General features: G+C 40.0%; 15 protein-coding genes. 2 read left to right on the top strand and 13 right to left on the bottom strand.

All coding sequences use genetic code 11. The features are described from left to right. Positions 1-68 precede the first annotated feature (68 nt). Together L0B17_RS06755 and L0B17_RS06750 are read right to left on the bottom strand one after the other, a co-directional pair. Entirely contained in the window at positions 69-368 is a 300-nt protein-coding gene (locus L0B17_RS06755) for a hypothetical protein (protein ID WP_235088615.1), read from the bottom strand. A 642-nt stretch (positions 369-1,010) separates the two neighbouring features. After that, on the bottom strand, positions 1,011-1,238 hold the full coding sequence (locus tag L0B17_RS06750) for a hypothetical protein (protein WP_235088614.1): 228 nt from the start codon (positions 1,236-1,238) through the stop codon (positions 1,011-1,013). A 504-nt stretch (positions 1,239-1,742) separates the two neighbouring features. On the opposite strand from L0B17_RS06750, the gene yrfG reads away from it, so the two are divergent. After that, positions 1,743-2,411: a GMP/IMP nucleotidase gene (yrfG, locus tag L0B17_RS06745; RefSeq protein ID WP_235088613.1), complete on the top strand. Its 669-nt coding sequence runs from the start codon at positions 1,743-1,745 to the stop codon at positions 2,409-2,411. Positions 2,412-2,520: 109 nt separating this feature from the next. On the opposite strand, the gene deoD is transcribed toward yrfG, so the two are convergent. From deoD to pnp, 10 genes are all read right to left on the bottom strand, one after another. Then, positions 2,521-3,231 (bottom strand): purine-nucleoside phosphorylase, encoded by a 711-nt coding sequence (gene deoD / locus L0B17_RS06740; protein WP_235088612.1) that lies wholly within the window; start codon positions 3,229-3,231, stop codon positions 2,521-2,523. 102 nt (positions 3,232-3,333) lie between these two features. Next, on the bottom strand, positions 3,334-4,551 hold the full coding sequence (locus L0B17_RS06735; protein WP_235088610.1) for a phosphopentomutase: 1,218 nt from the start codon (positions 4,549-4,551) through the stop codon (positions 3,334-3,336). Between the two features lie 11 nt (positions 4,552-4,562). Beyond that, positions 4,563-5,894, bottom strand: coding sequence for a thymidine phosphorylase (gene deoA / locus L0B17_RS06730; RefSeq protein ID WP_235088608.1), 1,332 nt, complete (start codon positions 5,892-5,894; stop codon positions 4,563-4,565). Between the two features lie 119 nt (positions 5,895-6,013). Further along, complete coding sequence (gene deoC, locus L0B17_RS06725) at positions 6,014-6,787, bottom strand: deoxyribose-phosphate aldolase (protein ID WP_235088606.1); 774 nt, start codon at positions 6,785-6,787, stop codon at positions 6,014-6,016. A 404-nt stretch (positions 6,788-7,191) separates the two neighbouring features. Continuing rightward, on the bottom strand, positions 7,192-8,022 hold the full coding sequence (locus L0B17_RS06720) for a nucleoside-specific channel-forming Tsx family protein (protein ID WP_235088605.1): 831 nt from the start codon (positions 8,020-8,022) through the stop codon (positions 7,192-7,194). 364 nt (positions 8,023-8,386) lie between these two features. Continuing rightward, the gene (locus L0B17_RS06715; RefSeq protein WP_235088603.1) at positions 8,387-9,661 is read right to left on the bottom strand and encodes a NupC/NupG family nucleoside CNT transporter; all 1,275 of its coding nucleotides are present in this window, start codon (positions 9,659-9,661) and stop codon (positions 8,387-8,389) included. A gap of 183 nt (positions 9,662-9,844) precedes the next feature. Beyond that, positions 9,845-10,606, bottom strand: coding sequence for a TatD family hydrolase (locus tag L0B17_RS06710; RefSeq protein WP_235089643.1), 762 nt, complete (start codon positions 10,604-10,606; stop codon positions 9,845-9,847). A 92-nt stretch (positions 10,607-10,698) separates the two neighbouring features. Then, positions 10,699-12,282 (bottom strand): peptide chain release factor 3, encoded by a 1,584-nt coding sequence (prfC, locus tag L0B17_RS06705; protein WP_235088602.1) that lies wholly within the window; start codon positions 12,280-12,282, stop codon positions 10,699-10,701. Between the two features lie 77 nt (positions 12,283-12,359). After that, the gene (nlpI, locus tag L0B17_RS06700; RefSeq protein WP_235088601.1) at positions 12,360-13,262 is read right to left on the bottom strand and encodes a lipoprotein NlpI; all 903 of its coding nucleotides are present in this window, start codon (positions 13,260-13,262) and stop codon (positions 12,360-12,362) included. 160 nt (positions 13,263-13,422) lie between these two features. Then, positions 13,423-15,519 carry a polyribonucleotide nucleotidyltransferase gene (pnp, locus tag L0B17_RS06695; protein WP_235088599.1) on the bottom strand — a complete coding sequence of 699 codons (2,097 nt, stop codon included), beginning with the start codon at positions 15,517-15,519 and terminating at the stop codon, positions 13,423-13,425. 412 nt (positions 15,520-15,931) lie between these two features. Here pnp and L0B17_RS06690 point away from each other — a divergent pair, with 412 nt between their 5' ends. Beyond that, a complete protein-coding gene (locus L0B17_RS06690) occupies positions 15,932-17,968 on the top strand; it encodes a putative bifunctional diguanylate cyclase/phosphodiesterase (protein WP_235088590.1) in 2,037 nt (678 codons plus the stop codon). Between the two features lie 83 nt (positions 17,969-18,051). On the opposite strand, the gene rpsO is transcribed toward L0B17_RS06690, so the two are convergent. Further along, complete coding sequence (rpsO, locus tag L0B17_RS06685; RefSeq protein WP_235088586.1) at positions 18,052-18,321, bottom strand: 30S ribosomal protein S15; 270 nt, start codon at positions 18,319-18,321, stop codon at positions 18,052-18,054. Between the last annotated feature and the right edge of the window lie 114 nt (positions 18,322-18,435).

Here is an 18,435-nt window from a genome sequence, read left to right as displayed (position 1 = left end):
CTCACCAACTTGAAACTGGGTAAATGTCATAGGAACATTAAAAGTCAAGGTATAGCTAATATTGCTAGCTATTGACCAGGATCAAGAAAACCGGAACTGACACCAGCTATCTGAGTCCCAGTTGATAGCGTTACACAAACTGTATAATCAGGGTTTTCAGGGAAGCTGCCTTCAGATGCAAGGGGTCGAGAATAAAAACACACAGGTATCACTTCACCATTAGAAATCTGTGTGGGGGTCACTGTATTAAAATTCGAATCTCTGGAAATGTCAAAACGAAAACCTGCGGCATTCGCCTGCCATGATAAAAGTAACATGAGTGGCATGAGCAGAAATTTTAACACCGTATAATATTTTTGTGTGTTCATCTGTTTTCCCTGATTAGGTTGGTGGTCATGTCGCCAAAGTCACACTCAAGATCGACAGTTAATTTACCTGAGTTCAATATGAGGCCACCTGCATCGGCACCGCCAGTGAAATCCACTAAATTGATGGTCCCACTGACATTAGTAAATTTTGCCCAAAACTCCAGCGTAAATTTTGTTCGATTCGATAGCGCAGAGCCTGCATTTGTCAGCGTTACGGTATCACCCGTTGTAAAGTCAAAAGAACGGTTTTATGCACTAGCACTGAGGGATGTTATCGCCAACACACTGCCTGCAAGGAATATTTTCCAATATGCATGCGAGAATCCGACAATAATATTTTTAATAACATGATTTATTTTATAAATATGTTGCAGCATAACAAACCCCAAAATAATTTATTCACTCAGCCAAGGCTGGAAATTTATGTAAGGAACATTCTTGTCGTATTTTGAATACAAATTTGTGCCAGTAACTTTTTAACTTAAAAGAAGATATCATTTTCTATTCATTTTTACGTTATAAATTTCGCGGTTTTTTGTTTGTTATTTCAGCAGTATCAAAGATGTAAGCGCGGACCACATTAACGCCCAACATAAATTAGTCATTGAAATCCAACAAGAAATAGTCGCTATCATTCCTGCTTCAGAATACAAATCCAGAATTATTGCTTATTATATGATAATAGGCTCCTACTCCAGTGATCGTGTATTTCACGCCATCGAGAGTACAGGTGTTTTGATTATTAAAGATTGCCTCAGGATTATCATAAAAATTGCCATCTTTTGAAGTTGCGGCGTATGCTGTTATGTTGCAGAACAAATTAGTAACACACAGCACTGCAACAACGGAAAGTAAGGCAATATAGTTCATGATGATCCTTGCTGATAGGGCTTTTTTTAATCGTTAAATATTAGCTACACGAGTTTAACGACTAGCTTACATCAATAGTCTACAATCCATTAACAACTATTTTATCCTAAAACGCATATTGCTTTGAGTAAGCGGGTTTACATTAAGCAACTGCATGTTGTTGTCGGTAACATCACATGGCGTTTACTTGCTTTTTAATGTCCCATGACTATATTTATGCTTTAGAATTAATAGCCTAATATAAAAAGGTATCCTAAATTCACCTATACTGAAGCTTAGAATCAATTTGGAAAAATACCAGTTATTGCTATGATAAAATTTACTCCTAAATAAGCGTTTCTCATCTGCACTTCTTAACCCTTATAAGCACCTATAGTTTTACCATCTACCCCACATAGATTTACCCTGAATTCGGTGCAGAATTAGAAGTAAACAATTGAAAATATTAGGTAAAAAATAATCGCGATTAATGTGTGGCATTTAGCAGCAACAAAGGAGTAATTAATGTTTGACTGGAACACCATAGACACAGTGCTATTAGATATGGATGGCACGCTGTTAGATTTACACTTTGACAATCACTTTTGGCTGACTTTAGTGCCACAACAACTCAGTGACCAAAGACAAATTAGTCTTGATGCGGCAAAGGAGTTGGTCGAAGCGGCCTACCATGACGTGGTAGGGACATTGGATTGGTATTGTTTAGATTATTGGCAGCAGCAACTTGATCTAGATATTCTGACCTTACATTACTCGATGGTGGCACGTATTCAAATGCGCCAGGACAGCATGCCGTTTCTAAAAGCTTTAGGTGTGATGAAGAAACAACGCATCTTATTTACCAATGCCCACCCTAAAAGCTTAGCGTTAAAGCTTGAGCATACTGAATTGGCCAATGGCTTAGATGCTATGTTGTCGAGCCATGAAACAGGTTATCCTAAAGAGCATCCGCAGTTTTGGCTAACGGCGATTGAAAAATATCAGTTAAATCCCGCAAGATGTTTATTTATTGATGACAGTGAAGCTATATTAGCTGCATCGAAACAAGCTGGTATAGGCTTTCAACTAGGGATAAAAAATCCTGATAGCCAAAAACAACATAACCAATTTAATGATTTTCCGGCAATTGATGACTACCATTATTTATTAGAAGAGTTAATCACAAGTAAGTGATAGAAAACTAGTATTAGATGATACCACTTACTAAAAAAATGCCGCTCACCTTAATAAGTGAACGGCATTAGGCGTTAATGCGCCCATTTTTATTGGTTTGCGATCAAGACTAAAGCGTCAATGCAGCATCCAAAGTCATCACTATCATGTCATTGAAAGTTGTTTGACGTTCATCAGAAGTGGTTTTCTCACCAGTACGGATGTGGTCTGATACGGTTACAACACATAATGCTTTGGCACCTAATTCATGGGCAACACCATACAAACCGGCAGCTTCCATTTCGACACCTAATACGCCCATTCTTTCCATAACATCAAACATTTCAGGATCTGGGGTATAAAACAAATCAGCAGAGAAAATGTTACCCACTTGAATTTTAGTGCCGTGCGCTTTTGCAGAATCAACCACAGCACTTAGTAAGCTGTAGTCAGCAATTGCTGCAAAATCTTGGTTTTTAAAACGTAAACGGTTAGCTTGTGAATCAGTACATGCACCCATACCAATAATCACGTCACGTACTTTTACATCCGTGCTAATAGCACCACATGTGCCAACACGAATTAAGTTTTTAACACCGTATTCTTTAATCAGTTCATGGGCGTAGATAGAACAAGATGGGATACCCATTCCTGAACCCATTACAGAAATACGTTTACCTTTATAAGTACCCGTAAAACCAAGCATGTTACGTACATCGGTTACCTGCTCAGCATTTTCTAAAAATGTCTCAGCAATGTACTTCGCACGTAATGGATCGCCTGGAAAAAGCACTGTCTCAGCAAATGCACCTTCAACAGCATTGATATGTGGTGTAGCCATGTTATAACCCCTATGTTTCTATTTTATTTGGTATTGCTTAATCATCTTGATAGTTTAGCAAAGCTATTAAGTTTTATATAGAACCGTCGTTCGAAAATGTGATTAATCTATAAAAGATTGACCATAATCCATAGGCTCTAGCTTAAAATAGCTCGCAATTGACTGGCCAATATCAGCAAAAGACTGACGACGGCCTAATGAGCCTGCAGCTAAACCTGCACCATAAGCTAATACTGGTACCCGTTCACGAGTGTGTTCAGTACCTACCCAAGTAGGATCGCAACCATGATCTGCAGTAAACACCACTAAATCATCTGGCTGTAAAACCGCAAATAATTCAGGTAAACGGCTATCAAAATATTCTAATGCTTTGGCATAACCAGCGGTGTCACGACGGTGACCATAATGAGAGTCAAAATCAACAAAGTTTGTAAATACTATGGTGTTATCGCCAGCACGTTTGATTTGCGTTAAGGTTTCATCAAATAGCTCTTCAAGACCTGTCGCTTTAAATTGCTGAGTAATACCACTGTGGGCATAAATATCAGCAATTTTACCAATACTAACCACTTCACCACCGGCATCTTTAAGCTTGTCTAGTACCGTTGGCGCAGGAGGGAGTACAGCGTAATCATGACGGTTACCGGTACGGGCAAAATCAGCAGGGCCTGAGCCTACAAATGGGCGCGCAATAACACGACCAATGTTATACGGCTCTAACTCTTCACGGGTAATTTTACAAAGATTGTATAGATTTTCTAAGCCAAAGCTTTCTTCATGGCAAGCTATTTGAAAAACAGAGTCAGCTGAAGTGTAAAAAATCGGCATACCCGTTTTCATGTGTTCTTCACCTAACTCTTCAAGAATGGTGGTGCCCGAAGCATGACAATTACCTAAAAAACCTTCTAAACCGGCACGTTTTAGAATTTTATCAGTTAACTCTTTTGGGAATGAATTGGTTAAATCGCTGAAGTATCCCCACTCATATAATACCGGTACCCCCGCCATTTCCCAGTGGCCACTTGGCGTGTCCTTACCAGAACTTAACTCATCTGCATGACCATAAGCACCAATCACGTCAACATCAGCGCTAAAGCCATCAGCAAACTTACCCGTACTTTCAAAGCCAGCATGACCTAGGCCTAATTTAGCCAAGTTAGGTAAAACTAGCGGACCTTTGCGGCCTATATCTGCTTTACCTTCTGCACAAGCTTGCGCAATATGACCAAAAGTATCAGAGCCAACATCACCAAATTTATCGGCATCGGTTGCTGCACCAAGACCAAATGAATCTAACATTAAAATAAAAGTACGTTTCATTGTGTTTTCCTTTATAAATCTGAAGCACGAATATAGCGATAAATTTCAGGCATCTTTTCTGGCGCACTATCGCCAATCACGATGGCCTGTTGAATTGCCGCCGCAGCTTCTGCAAATGCATCTTCAGATTGAGCATGGATCATCGCTAACGGAACATCTTTATCAACGGCTTGACCTAATGCACAAACTTGAGTTAATCCGACACTGTAATCAAGCGCATCACCTGGTTTACGACGGCCGCCGCCTAAAGTCACAACCGCTAAGCCAAGCTCTCTAGTATCCATTTTGTAAGCAAAACCAGCAGTATTGGCATACACTGGACGAATAATTTTCGCGTGAGGTAAATACTTATCATACGACTCAATAAAGTCAGTCGGGCCACCTAAACCTGAAATCATTTTAGCAAAGGCTTCTGCTGCTTTACCATTATCTAATACAGCATTGAGTTTAGTACGCGCCTCAACCTCATTTTGTGCAATACCGCCCAAAATCAGCATTTCCGCACATAAGCCCATAGTCACTGCATACAAACGTGGATTACGATATTGACCAGTTAAAAACTGTATCGCTTCACGTACTTCAACCGCATTACCTGCACACGAAGCTAATACTTGATTCATATCTGTCAGTAATGCTGTGGTTTTAGTGCCTGCGCCATTTGCAACAGCAGTAATACTGCGAGCGAGCTCTTCAGATGCTGCGTAAGTTGGCATAAATGCGCCACTACCCACTTTGACATCCATAGCCAGTGCATCCAGCCCAGCGGCTAACTTTTTAGATAAAATTGATGCGGTGATCAGTGAAATAGACTCTACCGTAGCGGTATTGTCACGGATGGAATAAAAACGTTTATCGGCGGGTACTAAATCGCCCGTCTGGCCGATAATTGCCACGCCAGCATCTTTAACCACTTTACGAAATAGTTCACTAGAAGGCTCAGTTTGATAACCAGGAATGGCATCAAACTTGTCTAACGTACCACCGGTATGCCCTAAACCACGGCCAGAAATCATTGGCACATATCCGCCACAAGCGGCAGCCATAGGGCCAAGCATTAAACTTATCACATCACCTACGCCGCCAGTGCTGTGCTTGTCAATAATAGGACCATTTAGACTTAATGAGTTCCAATTTAATACTGTGCCGGAATCACGCATTGCTATTGTTAACGCAATACGCTCGTCCATATTCATATCTTTGAAGTAAACCGCCATGCCAAAGGCCGCAATCTGGCCTTCAGACACTGTATTAGTTGTTATGCCGTTAACAAAGAATTGAATTTCTGCGGTGGAAAGCGCTTCACCATTACGTTTTTTACGGATAATTTCTTGTGCGAGGAACATAATATAGCCTCCATCTAGGCAATCCACAGGCTGCTAGATTTGGATCGCCAAAAACATCGGTAGCGATAAGGTTTATTAACACTAAAGATAATAAACCTTAACGACAGCATAGAATTTAATTAATAATCTTGAGTGGGTGCTGGCGCGTCAGCAAGCTCTAAGGTATGTAATAAGCTCGTTAATAAGCTTGATGCACCAAAACGGAAAGTACTTGGGCTGATCCAGTCTTCACCTAAAATACGTACCGCGATCGCTAAAAACTCTGCAGTTTTAGCCGCATCTTTTACGCCACCAGCTGGCTTAAAACCAATTTTAGTGTTCTTTTCGCTGATCACGGTTAACATAATTTCAGCCGCTTCTAGCGTGGCATTAACGGGCACTTTACCGGTAGAAGTTTTAATAAAATCAGCACCTGCATCAATTGAAAGCTCTGATGCTTTACGAATTAATGCCGGATCTTTAAGTTCACCAGATTCAATAATGACTTTAAGAATAACATCTTCACCACACTCTTCTTTACAGGCTTTAACGAGTTCGAAACCAACAGTTTCGTTTCCTTCCATTAATGCACGATATGGAAATACAACATCCACTTCATCAGCACCATAAGCAACCGCTGCACGGGTTTCTAATACTGCAATCGCAATATCATCGTTACCATGTGGAAAGTTGGTCACTGTCGCTATTTTGATGTCTTCGCAATCAAGTTCATTTAAAGTTTTACGCGCAATAGGAATAAAGCGAGGATAAATACAAATTGCAGCGGTATTGCCTGCAGCAGTTTTAGCTTTATGACATAAGTCGATAACTTTTTGATCAGTATCATCGTCATTTAATGTGGTTAAATCCATTAATGAGATACCAAGTTGCGCAGCTTTTTTTAAATCAGTCATGTTTGTTCTCCATAAAGAAAAATCAGTAGATAATTTTTGTCAGGGCAACAAAGTAAAGAGGCATATGAGCATAGCTAACTAGAATATAGCTAAAAGATTACAGCTTATATGATTACAGCTATGGCCGAGTCTTCACGTGTTGCCAGTAAACTATATGATTTACTAACCTAAGTATTCAATCTGATAACGAGTACCACGACTTGAATCCTTGAAGACCGGAAAAGGCAAAATAAATTAATGACTTATTTTATCATTTTCCGCGAAAAATCCATTTTAGCGCGTTGTGCTTAATGCTTAATTAACGGCATTTTAAATAATAATGCATTTAATTAAATATTAACTGTCTATCTTTAAAACAGTAATAAAGGAGCCACAAAGCTGTGGCTCCATTAACTTACAAAATATTAGAACTTGTAAGTAGCTGTTAGGTAGTGAGCCCAACCAGTTGTATCTAGACCAACAATACCTGCGCCATCTTCAAGAAGGTATACATCTTTGTAACCTTTCAGACCATAGCCTAAAGCATAGTTGTCTGAGTGCCAGTGAATACCAAAGTAAGCTGCACCACCGTTAGCGCTCATTGGAACGAATTCGTTACCATACTCGTCATCAGCACCGAATTGATAATCAACATAACCTTGGAATGCTATGAAGCTTTTGTTATCAAAGAATTTGAAAGGCTTGAACCAGTTAGCAGAGAACTGATAACCATTCCAATCTTTACCATTCATGTCATAGTGTGCGTATAAGTTCATGCCAGTTTTACCTAACCATGGAACCATAACGTCAGCACCAACACCCCAGAAAGAAGCGTTTACATCTTGACCAACAGGACCGCCGCCCCAGTTAAATAAAGTTGAGAAATAAACTTCTTGGATAGGACCAACTGAAAGATCCATACCGGTTATAGCATCTAGCGAAAAACGAGGAGCAAACTTCATAAACATTTTGTTTGCGCCGTATGCTTTGTCGCCTGAATCTTGAGTGAACAAGTTAAACACGTCAACATAGCCATATAGATCAACAACACCAGCACGGCCGCCGAATTCCATTTCTAGGTAATCGTGACCACTTTCGCCGTTGCTTGGTAATTCATCAAAGGCATACATAGCATTGAACTGCATCCAGCTGTAATCGCCAGAGCGAATATCTTCGCCACGGTCAGCAGCTAAAGCAGGTGCAGCCATTGCTGCGATAGTTGTAGCCGCTAACGCTAAAGTTTTAAAGTTTTTCATCATGAACCCCATTTACCATAATTTGCTGCCTTCGAGGACAGCTTTTGTTTTAAGCTTTCGTATTCTACCGCTATTGTTGTAAATCACAATATTAAACCGGCATAAAAACGAATACTAAATTCTTTTTTGTGAACAATGTCGCGACTTACTCGCAGCATTTCATTAACAGTTACTTTTGTGTCGCATTCGAAAATGAATGATTTGGCTCTGTTAATCATAAAACTAGGCCTATCTACCACTCACTACCACTTCGCTATCTGGAAACCGGTGGATTAACGCCAATCATTATGATTACGTAATCTTAAATACAGGGCTTTACTCACCAACGTAAGTAAAGCCCTGCTAGTAAAAGGCAAGCCCCTTACTAAAGTGCTAGGAATAAACCAGCAAGTGTTGCACTCATTAAGTTAGCTAATGATGCAGCAATAACCGCACGCACGCCTAACTTAGCTAAGTCATGACGACGAGTAGGAGCCATAGCACCTAAACCGCCTAACAGAATCGCAATTGACGATAAGTTAGCAAAACCACACAATGCGAAAGAAATAATCGCTTTAGTACGGTCTGTCATTACTTGACCTGTCGCTTCAACCAAGATGCCACCATCAGCAATATCTTTAAGGTATGGGGCAAAGTTCAAGTAAGCCACAAACTCGTTAACCACGATTTTTTGACCAATGAACGAACCCGCTACCATAGCCTCAGACCAAGGTACACCTATAAGGAATGCTAAAGGCATGAAGATGTAACCAAGAATAAGTTCTAGTGATAAACCTTCAAAACCGAACCAGCCACCGATACCACCAAGCATACCGTTAATCATTGCAATTAAACCAACAAAGGCTAATAGCATTGCACCAACGTTAAGTGCTAAATGCATACCTGAAGCAGCACCAGATGCAGCGGCATCAATAACGTTTGCAGGCTTATCAGTATCTTCTGGTAAGTCTGTCATGTCATTATTGGTTTCTTCCGTTTCTGGGTGCATTAGTTTAGCCATCATTAAGCCACCAGGAGCCGCCATAAATGATGCAGCAACTAAGTACTCAATTTTAACGCCCATACCAGCATAACCAGCAAGTACCGCACCTGCGATAGAAGCTAAGCCACCTACCATGATTGCGAATAACTCTGAGTTAGTCATTGTTGGAATGAAAGGACGTACAACTAAAGGCGCTTCAGTTTGACCCACGAAGATGTTTGCTGTAGCAGACATAGACTCTGTGCGGCTTGTACCAAGTGCTTTTTGTAATCCACCACCGATGAGCTTAATAACCATCTGCATAATGCCTAGATAGTAAAGAACAGCGATTAAAGAAGAGAAAAAGATAATAACGGGTAATACGCGAATGGCAAATACGAAGCCTACGCCATTCCCAAACATAGCGTCAGTACCTAAGCCACCAAATAGGAAGTTGATACCAGCCTGCGAATAACCAATGACATCAGCAACGGCAATTGAAACACCACCTAATACCTGTTGACCTATTGGCACATATAATACGAAACCGGCAAAAAACGCTTGAATTAATAAAGCGCCACCTACGGTACGTACGTTAATAGCTTTTTTATTTGTCGATAGTAAAAAACCTATCGCAAGTAGGGTGACCACCCCTACTAAACTCATAACTATATCCATTAAACATCACCCTTTTTTAATTGTTAACATTTATTATTAATGTTGTTAACTCACCTTATTTCCAAGACAGATTATAACCGAGCAACTGAGGAAAAGCGTCGTTTTGATCAAACTTTTCAAGTTTAGTTTCAGATATTTACGCTAGACAATTGCATAAAACAGCCTTCGTTTTAAAAAAAATAACTAAAGCTCAAATAGTTGCAAAGCATTTTTATTAAGCTGTTCTAATATAGGAACAGTTGAAATTTCACGTAAAAAAGCTATTTTTTCAATAATCAGCGGTAAAATGAGTGGTGTATTGCGTTTTTCAAGCTGATTTATGGGAGTCATACTCGGTGAATCGGTCTCAACAACAAACAATTCTAATGGTAATTCTGCTACCACTTTATGCAGTTTTTGCGCCGCTGGGTTTAATATCAAACCACCAATACCTAATTTAAAGCCTAATTTTTGATATTGTTTTGCGACTTCGACACTGCCATAAAAACCGTGAATGACACCGCCTTGTACCAGCGCAGTTTTTGTTAACAACTCAATTAACAAAGCATGGCATTTAACCGCATGCAGTATCACGGGTAATTGATACTTTTTTGCTAAATGTAGCTGTTGTTCAAATAAGGTTTGTTGCCGTTCAAAATCTGGACGAAGTTTATCTAAGCCGCACTCGCCGATGGCGACAAATAATGGATTAGTTTGATTCGTAATAATGTGCTGTTCTAGCTGTACAAGCGCGGCATCAATATCAATAGGAAGATACCAAGGATGGATCCCTAATGCGAAGTAACATTGATATTGCTGAGCAATGGCCAATTGTTTTCCCCAAAGATCAGGACTTACACCAGGAAGGAGTATTTGGCGTATATTTTTGGCTTCCATTTCATTGAATAATTCATCACGGTCGTGATCAAATTCGTCAAAATCAAGGTGTGCATGGGTATCGAACAGATTTATGGACATAAACTCAACTCTAAAAACAAGCAATAAAAAAGGCAGTAATGACTGCCTTCTTAACATCACTAAGCCTAGCTTAAAAAAGATTAGTTTTCGCGTGTTTTAGCAAATTCTACCTCAGGGTAGCGCTCCATTGATAAATTAAGGTTAACCCTTGTCGGCGCAATATACGTTAAGTTATCGCCACCATCTAATGCAAGATTTGGGCTACACTTGCGTCGGAACTCTTCCAGTTTCCGCTCGTCCTTACAATAAACCCAACGCGCTGTAGATACACTAATACCTTCGTAAATAGCTTCCACGTTATATTCACTCTTTAAGCGTCCTACAACCACTTCAAACTGCAGTACGCCAACAGCGCCAACAATTAAATCATTGGAATCTATTGGCCTAAAGACTTGCACTGCACCTTCTTCAGCCAACTGAACTAAACCTTTTAATAGTTGCTTTTGTTTTAACGGATCTTGTAAACGAATACGGCGGAACATTTCCGGTGCAAAGTTTGGAATACCGGTAAATTTAAATTTTTCACCTTGGGTAAAGGTATCACCAATTTGAATAGTGCCGTGATTGTGCAAGCCGATAATATCACCAGGATAGGCTTCTTCAACTTGCTCGCGATCGCCAGCAACAAAGGTTAACGCATCAGAAATACGCACATCTTTGCCAATACGAACATGGTGCATTTTCATGCCCTTTTCATATTTACCAGACACTACACGCATAAAAGCAACTCGGTCGCGGTGTTTTGGGTCCATGTTAGCCTGAATTTTAAAGATAAAACCGCTGAAATTTTCATCTTTTGCAGTCACTTCACGCACTTCAGTATTGCGCGGCTGTGGCTTAGGCGCCCACTCAAGCAAGCCATCAAGCATATGATCAACGCCAAAGTTACCTAATGCGGTACCAAAGTATACAGGCGATAACTTGCCCTTTAAAAACGCGTCTAAATCGAACTCGTGTGATGCTCCAACAACTAACTCAAGCTCATCACGTAATTGAGCTGCTAATTCACTGCCAATAGCGGTATCAAGCTCAGGGTTATCAATCCCTTTTACAATGCGCACTTCTTGGATCATGTGTCCAAGACCTGATTTATATAAAATCGCCTCTTGACGATGAATGTGATAAACACCTTTAAATGATTTACCACAACCAATTGGCCAGGTAATAGGCGCGCAGGCAATTTTTAGTTCTTGTTCAACTTCATCCATGACTTCCATAGGATCGCGAATATCACGGTCGCATTTATTCATGAAAGTAATAATGGGAGTATCGCGCAAACGGGTCACTTCCATTAACTTACGTGTACGATCTTCCACACCTTTAGCCGCATCAATAACCATAAGACAAGAGTCAACCGCGGTTAAGGTACGATAAGTATCTTCGGAGAAATCTTCATGACCTGGAGTATCAAGTAAATTGACTAGGCATTCTTTATAAGGGAACTGCATTACAGAGGTAGTAATCGAAATACCACGATCTTGCTCCATCTCCATCCAGTCCGATTTAGCATGTTGCTTAGAGCCTCGGCCTTTCACCGTGCCAGCGACTTGAATTGCTTGACCGAATAACAATACTTTTTCAGTAATTGTTGTCTTACCCGCATCCAGGTGGGAAATGATGGCGAAGGTTCGACGTTTATCGACCTCAACATTTATGCCTGACATGGTAACCTTTGCACTTGATACTAAAAAAGGCGCAAATTATAGCGCCTATCTGTAAGCTTGGCTAGGCAAAGCACCTTTTAGGACTGTGGAGTTTGTTCTAGGATGTGTTTTATCTTGGCAAGCTCAATACGCGCATATCTATGTTCAACAAAATCATAAATATTAGTTGCTAGAGTTAACCGGTAATAATTAGCCGCTTCTTGATATAACCCTAACTCTTCTGCTCGTTTACCTAAATAAAAGTATGCTTCGCATAAACGCTCTGCATATTCTTTAGGGTGATTCAAACCCACTTTAGCGGCTGAAAACAATTTTTTCTTAGTTAATTTTCCTAAGTAATAGTCAACTAATACACTTGACCATGTTCCATCTTCAAGCTGAGCACGTTGAGTCCCTAAAGTCACTAACGCTACCTTGGCATCAATTTGTGATGACATAAGGTATAACCACAACGCGCGATAACCGTCATTGGGATCACGCTGATAAAAAGTTTGCATATCTTTCACAGCAAGCTCGTAGCGCTCACCATAGAATAATGCAATACCGCGATTGAGAAATGCATAATCGTAATCAGGAGCAAGTTCTAATACGCCATCAAAAGCTTCATATGCACTTTCAAACTCACCTTCTTGGGTATAGTAAATCCCTAAGAAGTTATAAGCATCAGCCAAATTGGGTTGCAGTTTTAGTGCTTGATGGAAATCTATTCGCCCAAGTAAACGCAATCCAACACTGTCATAAATAACTCCACGATCATAATGAAAACGTGCACGCTGATCGTTGGTCAGTTCCATGCTAGCCAAAATTTCATTCAACTTGGCCAGAGTTACTTCTAATTTATAATCTGGCATCACTGGGGCGACAATAATTTGTCCTGCCGCAGCATCTCCATTTGAACCCGAAGTAGCGGCACAACCGGTAAGCAACAAGCTAACACCCGCCACCATGGCAACAAACGTGGTGCGTAATTTAAATTCCATCCACTTTACCTTTAATCAGGTTCATTAATAATCAGCATGATAGCAACCTAGCAGGGTTAGTGCTATTTGCTATTTGATTTAATTGTAAAAAAAATTAAAAAAAAGGAGACCAATTGGTCTCCTTCATATAACACTCAATTTTAATGCCTAAAATAGTCGCTTATTCAGCAGCTTCTTTAGTTTGTGCTTCTTTAATTGATAAACGTACGCGACCTTGACGATCCACTTCCATTACTTTAACAGCAACTTCTTGGTTCATTTCTAAGTGGTCAGATACATTGGCTACACGCTCATCACTGATTTGTGAAATATGAACTAAGCCATCTTTACCAGGAAGAATGTTAACAAATGCACCGAAATCAACGATACGGATAACTTTACCGCTATATATACGGCCAACTTCAACTTCAGCTGTAATCTCTTCAATACGACGAATGGCTTCTTTCGTTGCCTCGCCATTATTAGAAGCAATCTTCACTGTACCGTTGTCATCTAACTCGATAGTGGTACCGGTTTCTTCGGTAAGTGCACGAATAGTTGCACCACCTTTACCAATCACATCACGGATCTTTTCAGGATTAATCTTGATAGTGGTGATACGTGGAGCATGATCAGAGATATCATCACGATGAGAACCAATTGCTTGATCCATTACGTTAAGAATATGAACACGGGCGCCATATGCTTGTTGCAGAGCGATATCCATGATCTCTTTAGTGATACCTTCAATTTTGATATCCATCTGCAATGCAGTAATACCATCACGAGTACCAGCGACTTTAAAGTCCATGTCACCTAAGTGATCTTCATCACCTAAAATGTCAGAAAGTACAACAAAATCGTCGCCTTCTTTAACTAGCCCCATAGCAATACCAGCAACAGATGCTTTAATTGGTACACCAGCATCCATTAATGCTAATGACGTACCACATACTGAAGCCATAGAGCTTGAACCGTTAGACTCTGTGATTTCAGATACGACACGAATGCTGTACGGAAATTCTTCAGCAGAAGGCATAACAGCCTTCATACCGCGCCATGCTAATTTACCATGACCGATTTCGCGGCGCTTAGGTGAACCCACCATACCCGTTTCACCAACACAGTACGGAGGGAAGTTGTAATGCAGCATAAAGCGATTAGTACGTTCGCCCATGATGCTATCAATTTTTTGTGCATCACGTTCAGTACCTAAAGTACATGTCACTAATGCCTGAGTTTCACCACGGGTGAACAGTGAGCTACCATGGGTACGTGGAAGAACACCAGCCAGTACGCTTAATGCACGGATCATGTCAGGTTCACGACCATCGATGCGTGGCTTACCACTGATAATACGGCCGCGAACGACTTTCTTTTCAAGGCTAGCCAGCAAATTATCGACTTCACGTAAATCAACATCGCCATTTTGTGCTGTTAATGCAGCTTTAGCCGCTGATTTAACAACGCCAACTTGTGCATAACGATCTTGCTTAACTTCAATTTGATAAGCTTCTGTCAAACCTGCTTCTGCAAGCTCTTTGATTTTTGCAACTAAATCTTGATCTTGAACTGGTGCAGTCCAATCCCATGTTGGCTTACCTGCTTCAGCTTTAAATTCGCTAATCGCATTTACAACCACTTGTTGTTGATCGTGACCATAAGTCACAGCACCTAACATGATTTCTTCAGCAAGCGATTTCGCTTCTGACTCAACCATTAGTACAGCGCTTTGCGTACCGGCAACAACCAAATTAAGGTCGCTGATAGCAAGTTGATCAACACTTGGGTTAAGCACATATTCGCCGTCGATATAACCAACGCGAGCAGCACCCAAAGGACCACTGAATGGAATACCAGAGATAGCTAATGCTGCAGAGGTACCAATCATTGATACAATGTCTGGCTCAATCTGTGGGTCAACAGAAACCACAGTAATGATGACTTGAACTTCGTTTTTAAAACCGTTAGGAAATAAAGGACGAATTGGACGGTCGATAAGACGGGCGATCAGAGTTTCATCTTCTGACGGACGACCTTCACGCTTGAAGAAACCACCAGGGATTTTACCCGCAGCATAGGTTTTTTCTTGGTAGTTAACCGTAAGAGGGAAAAAATCGCGACTTAAATCTGCTACTTTTTTACCGACTACTGTAACTAACACTGTGGTATCGCCCATGCTTGCTAAAACAGCAGCATCAGCTTGACGTGCAATAACACCCGTTTCTAAGGTGACTGTATGTTGACCATACTCAAAACTCTTTACAATTGGATTCACGTGACCCATTCCTTAATTAATGACCTTTAAATTACGCGTACGAGTATACTTCAAATAGATTCAATAGTTAAATAGACACTTGTTATCTTGGTGCAAAAAATTAACCTTCATTCTAAAAAGCCTCGCTATTTATTGTTAAATAAAGCACTTTAAAATTGGTCAATTATTTCATTATTTCTGCCTAGGGGAACTTAATCATCTGTGTTAGACGCTAATCTTATAAATATGAGTGACAAGAAGCCCTAATTTTACTACAGTTACTTTTAGCGTAATGGATAGATTCTATTTAATGAATCAAGTTGTTACCAATCATATAAAACGAACTTTTTGTCATAGAAATCTTAAAATAAAAGACAAAAACTCATAATAAAGACGAATAACAATACTGGTCTTACAAGACACGGAATTAATAATGACCCCAAGATTTAAATCACTGACTTGGAAACAAACTAATCTTGTCGTATTTACGGCGTTGTTTTTTGCAATAGCTATTTTTGTGGTTGAAATTGCCCTAGTTGTTGTTACGACTAAGCAGCAGTTGTCTAGCTCACAGCAAGAATTGCTTAACTCTGTTGAACAAACGACAACGAATGCTATTTGGGCATTAGATGATAAATTAGCTCAACAAACACTAGAAGGCATTATTAAAGTCGATAACGTCGGCTCTGCGGTACTTGAACTTGATGATGGCTCATTATTTGTCAGTGTGGTGAATGAAGGCGAAGACTTTTCAGAAAATTACATCTTATTAAGCAACCGTTTATTTGGCGATTTAAAAGAAATATCACGCCCTCTGTACCGCCCTTTCTATTTTGAAGGCAGTAAAAAACAACAGTTAATTGGTAGTTTAACCATTTTTTATGATACTCAAAAGTTAACTACGAACCTGTTTAATCGACTTCAGCTCAGTTTTATTGCGACATTAGCTCGTGCATTATTACTGACTTTAGTTCTTAGTACCGTTTTCCATCGATTCTTAACTCAGCCTATTGCACGAATAAGTGAGGCCATTGATAAGATAGACCCTGACTCACCCGATGAAAACCTATTACCGATATCTCAAGCCCATAAAGACGATGAACTAGGATTAGTCGCCAGTAAATTTAATCAAATTTTACTGCAATTTAGCCAAACTCAAAATAAACTGCGAAAAATGGCTACACGAGATCCACTCACAGGATTACCTAATCGAACCTTATTATTGGAAACTCTTAATGTCACTATTCAGCGCTCACGTGTCCACAAACGTAACTTTGCTTTGCTGTTTATCGATTTAGACCGCTTTAAAAATGTTAATGATTCGCTAGGCCATGCCTTAGGTGATCAATTCTTAGCACGAATCGCACGTATTCTAGAACGCGTTGTTGGCGATAAGGGCAGCGTGGCTCGTTTAGGTGGTGATGAGTTCGTGGTATTAGCTGACGATATCCAAAGCCCTGATCAAGCCGCTGACTTTGTCGATAAACTGCTAATACAGCTCAATGCGCCTCTGCAGTTAAATGAACATACGATTCACCCCGCGGCTTCTATTGGTATTTCCATTTACCCTGATGATGGTGACAGTGCTGAAGATCTTATCCGCCATGCTGATATAGCCATGTACAGCGCTAAAGCTGCTGGGTCGAATCAATGGTCATTCTTTAAAGAACAAATGACTGAACGTGCAGCGGTAAGGCTGCGTACTGAAGCGTCTTTACATGATGCACTTAAAAACAATGAGTTCTTACTTCATTTTCAGCCAAAATTTGATATTAATACTAATAAGGTTATTGGTTGCGAAGCATTAATCCGTTGGCAAAAAGATGGCCGCCTCATCAGCCCAATGTCATTCATCCCTGTCGCTGAAGAGACAGGCATTATTATTCCTATAGGCCGATGGGTCATTGAACAAAGCTGTAAAATACTGAGAGACTGGCAAAAAAAGTATAATTACGCAGTGCCTATTGCTGTTAACGTTGCCTCACAGCAATTTGCCGACTCAAGTTTGGTGCCTGATATTAAACAACTCGCTTTACGTTATCAAATCCGTCCAGACTTACTTGAATTAGAAATAACCGAAACATCATTGATGAATGATATAGAGCAAGCAATAGCAAAACTTGAGCAACTCAAATCCGCAGGCTTTGGGATTGCGGTTGATGATTTTGGTACTGGATACTCTTCATTATCTTATTTACGTCATTTACCCATAACAACCATGAAAATAGATCGCGCTTTTGTTAGTGATCTTCCAGCGGACAGCGCAATAGCATCAACTATTTTGATGTTAGGTCGCCAATTAAATTTATCAATTGTTGCTGAAGGTATTGAATCTGCAGAGCAACTTGACTGGTTAAGAGAGAACAATTGCCCTATTGGACAAGGTTTTTTCTTCAGTAAGCCGCTACCATTAGAAGAGTTTGAACAAAAATATATTGCCACTGAAAGCGCTAAAATATTGCAACTTTAAGCAATCGCCAGATTTTAGGTAATAAAAAAGGAGGCTAAGCCTCCTTTTTTACGTTTAACTTACCGAAGCAAGTTAAAGTCGAATTAACGACGTAAACCTAACTTTTGGATCATAGCAGTATAACGTGCTACGTCAGTACGCTTTAAGTAAGCAGAAAGCTTACGACGAGCGCTAACCATACGTAACAAACCACGACGTGAGTGGTGATCGTGAATGTGCGTTTTAAAGTGACCTTGAAGGTGGTTAATTTGAGCAGTTAATAAAGCAACTTGTACTTCAGTAGAACCTGAATCGTTTTCGCAACGACCGAAGTCTGCTAGAATTTTTGCTTTAGTTTCAGCACTTAGTGACATGTGTATCTCCAAAATATAATAAATAATCTTTAGCCGATCACTAACTCAGCTAAAGGAAGCGCAACATTCTATCGAGAATTTATTGCTAGGGCAATATAAATAATTAATTTGCTC

It is taken from the genome of Shewanella sp. OMA3-2 (assembly GCF_021513195.1).
Taxonomy (GTDB): Bacteria; Pseudomonadota; Gammaproteobacteria; order Enterobacterales; family Shewanellaceae; genus Shewanella.
Note: the sequence above shows the minus strand (reverse complement) of the source record. Positions and strands in the feature narration are given on the sequence as shown.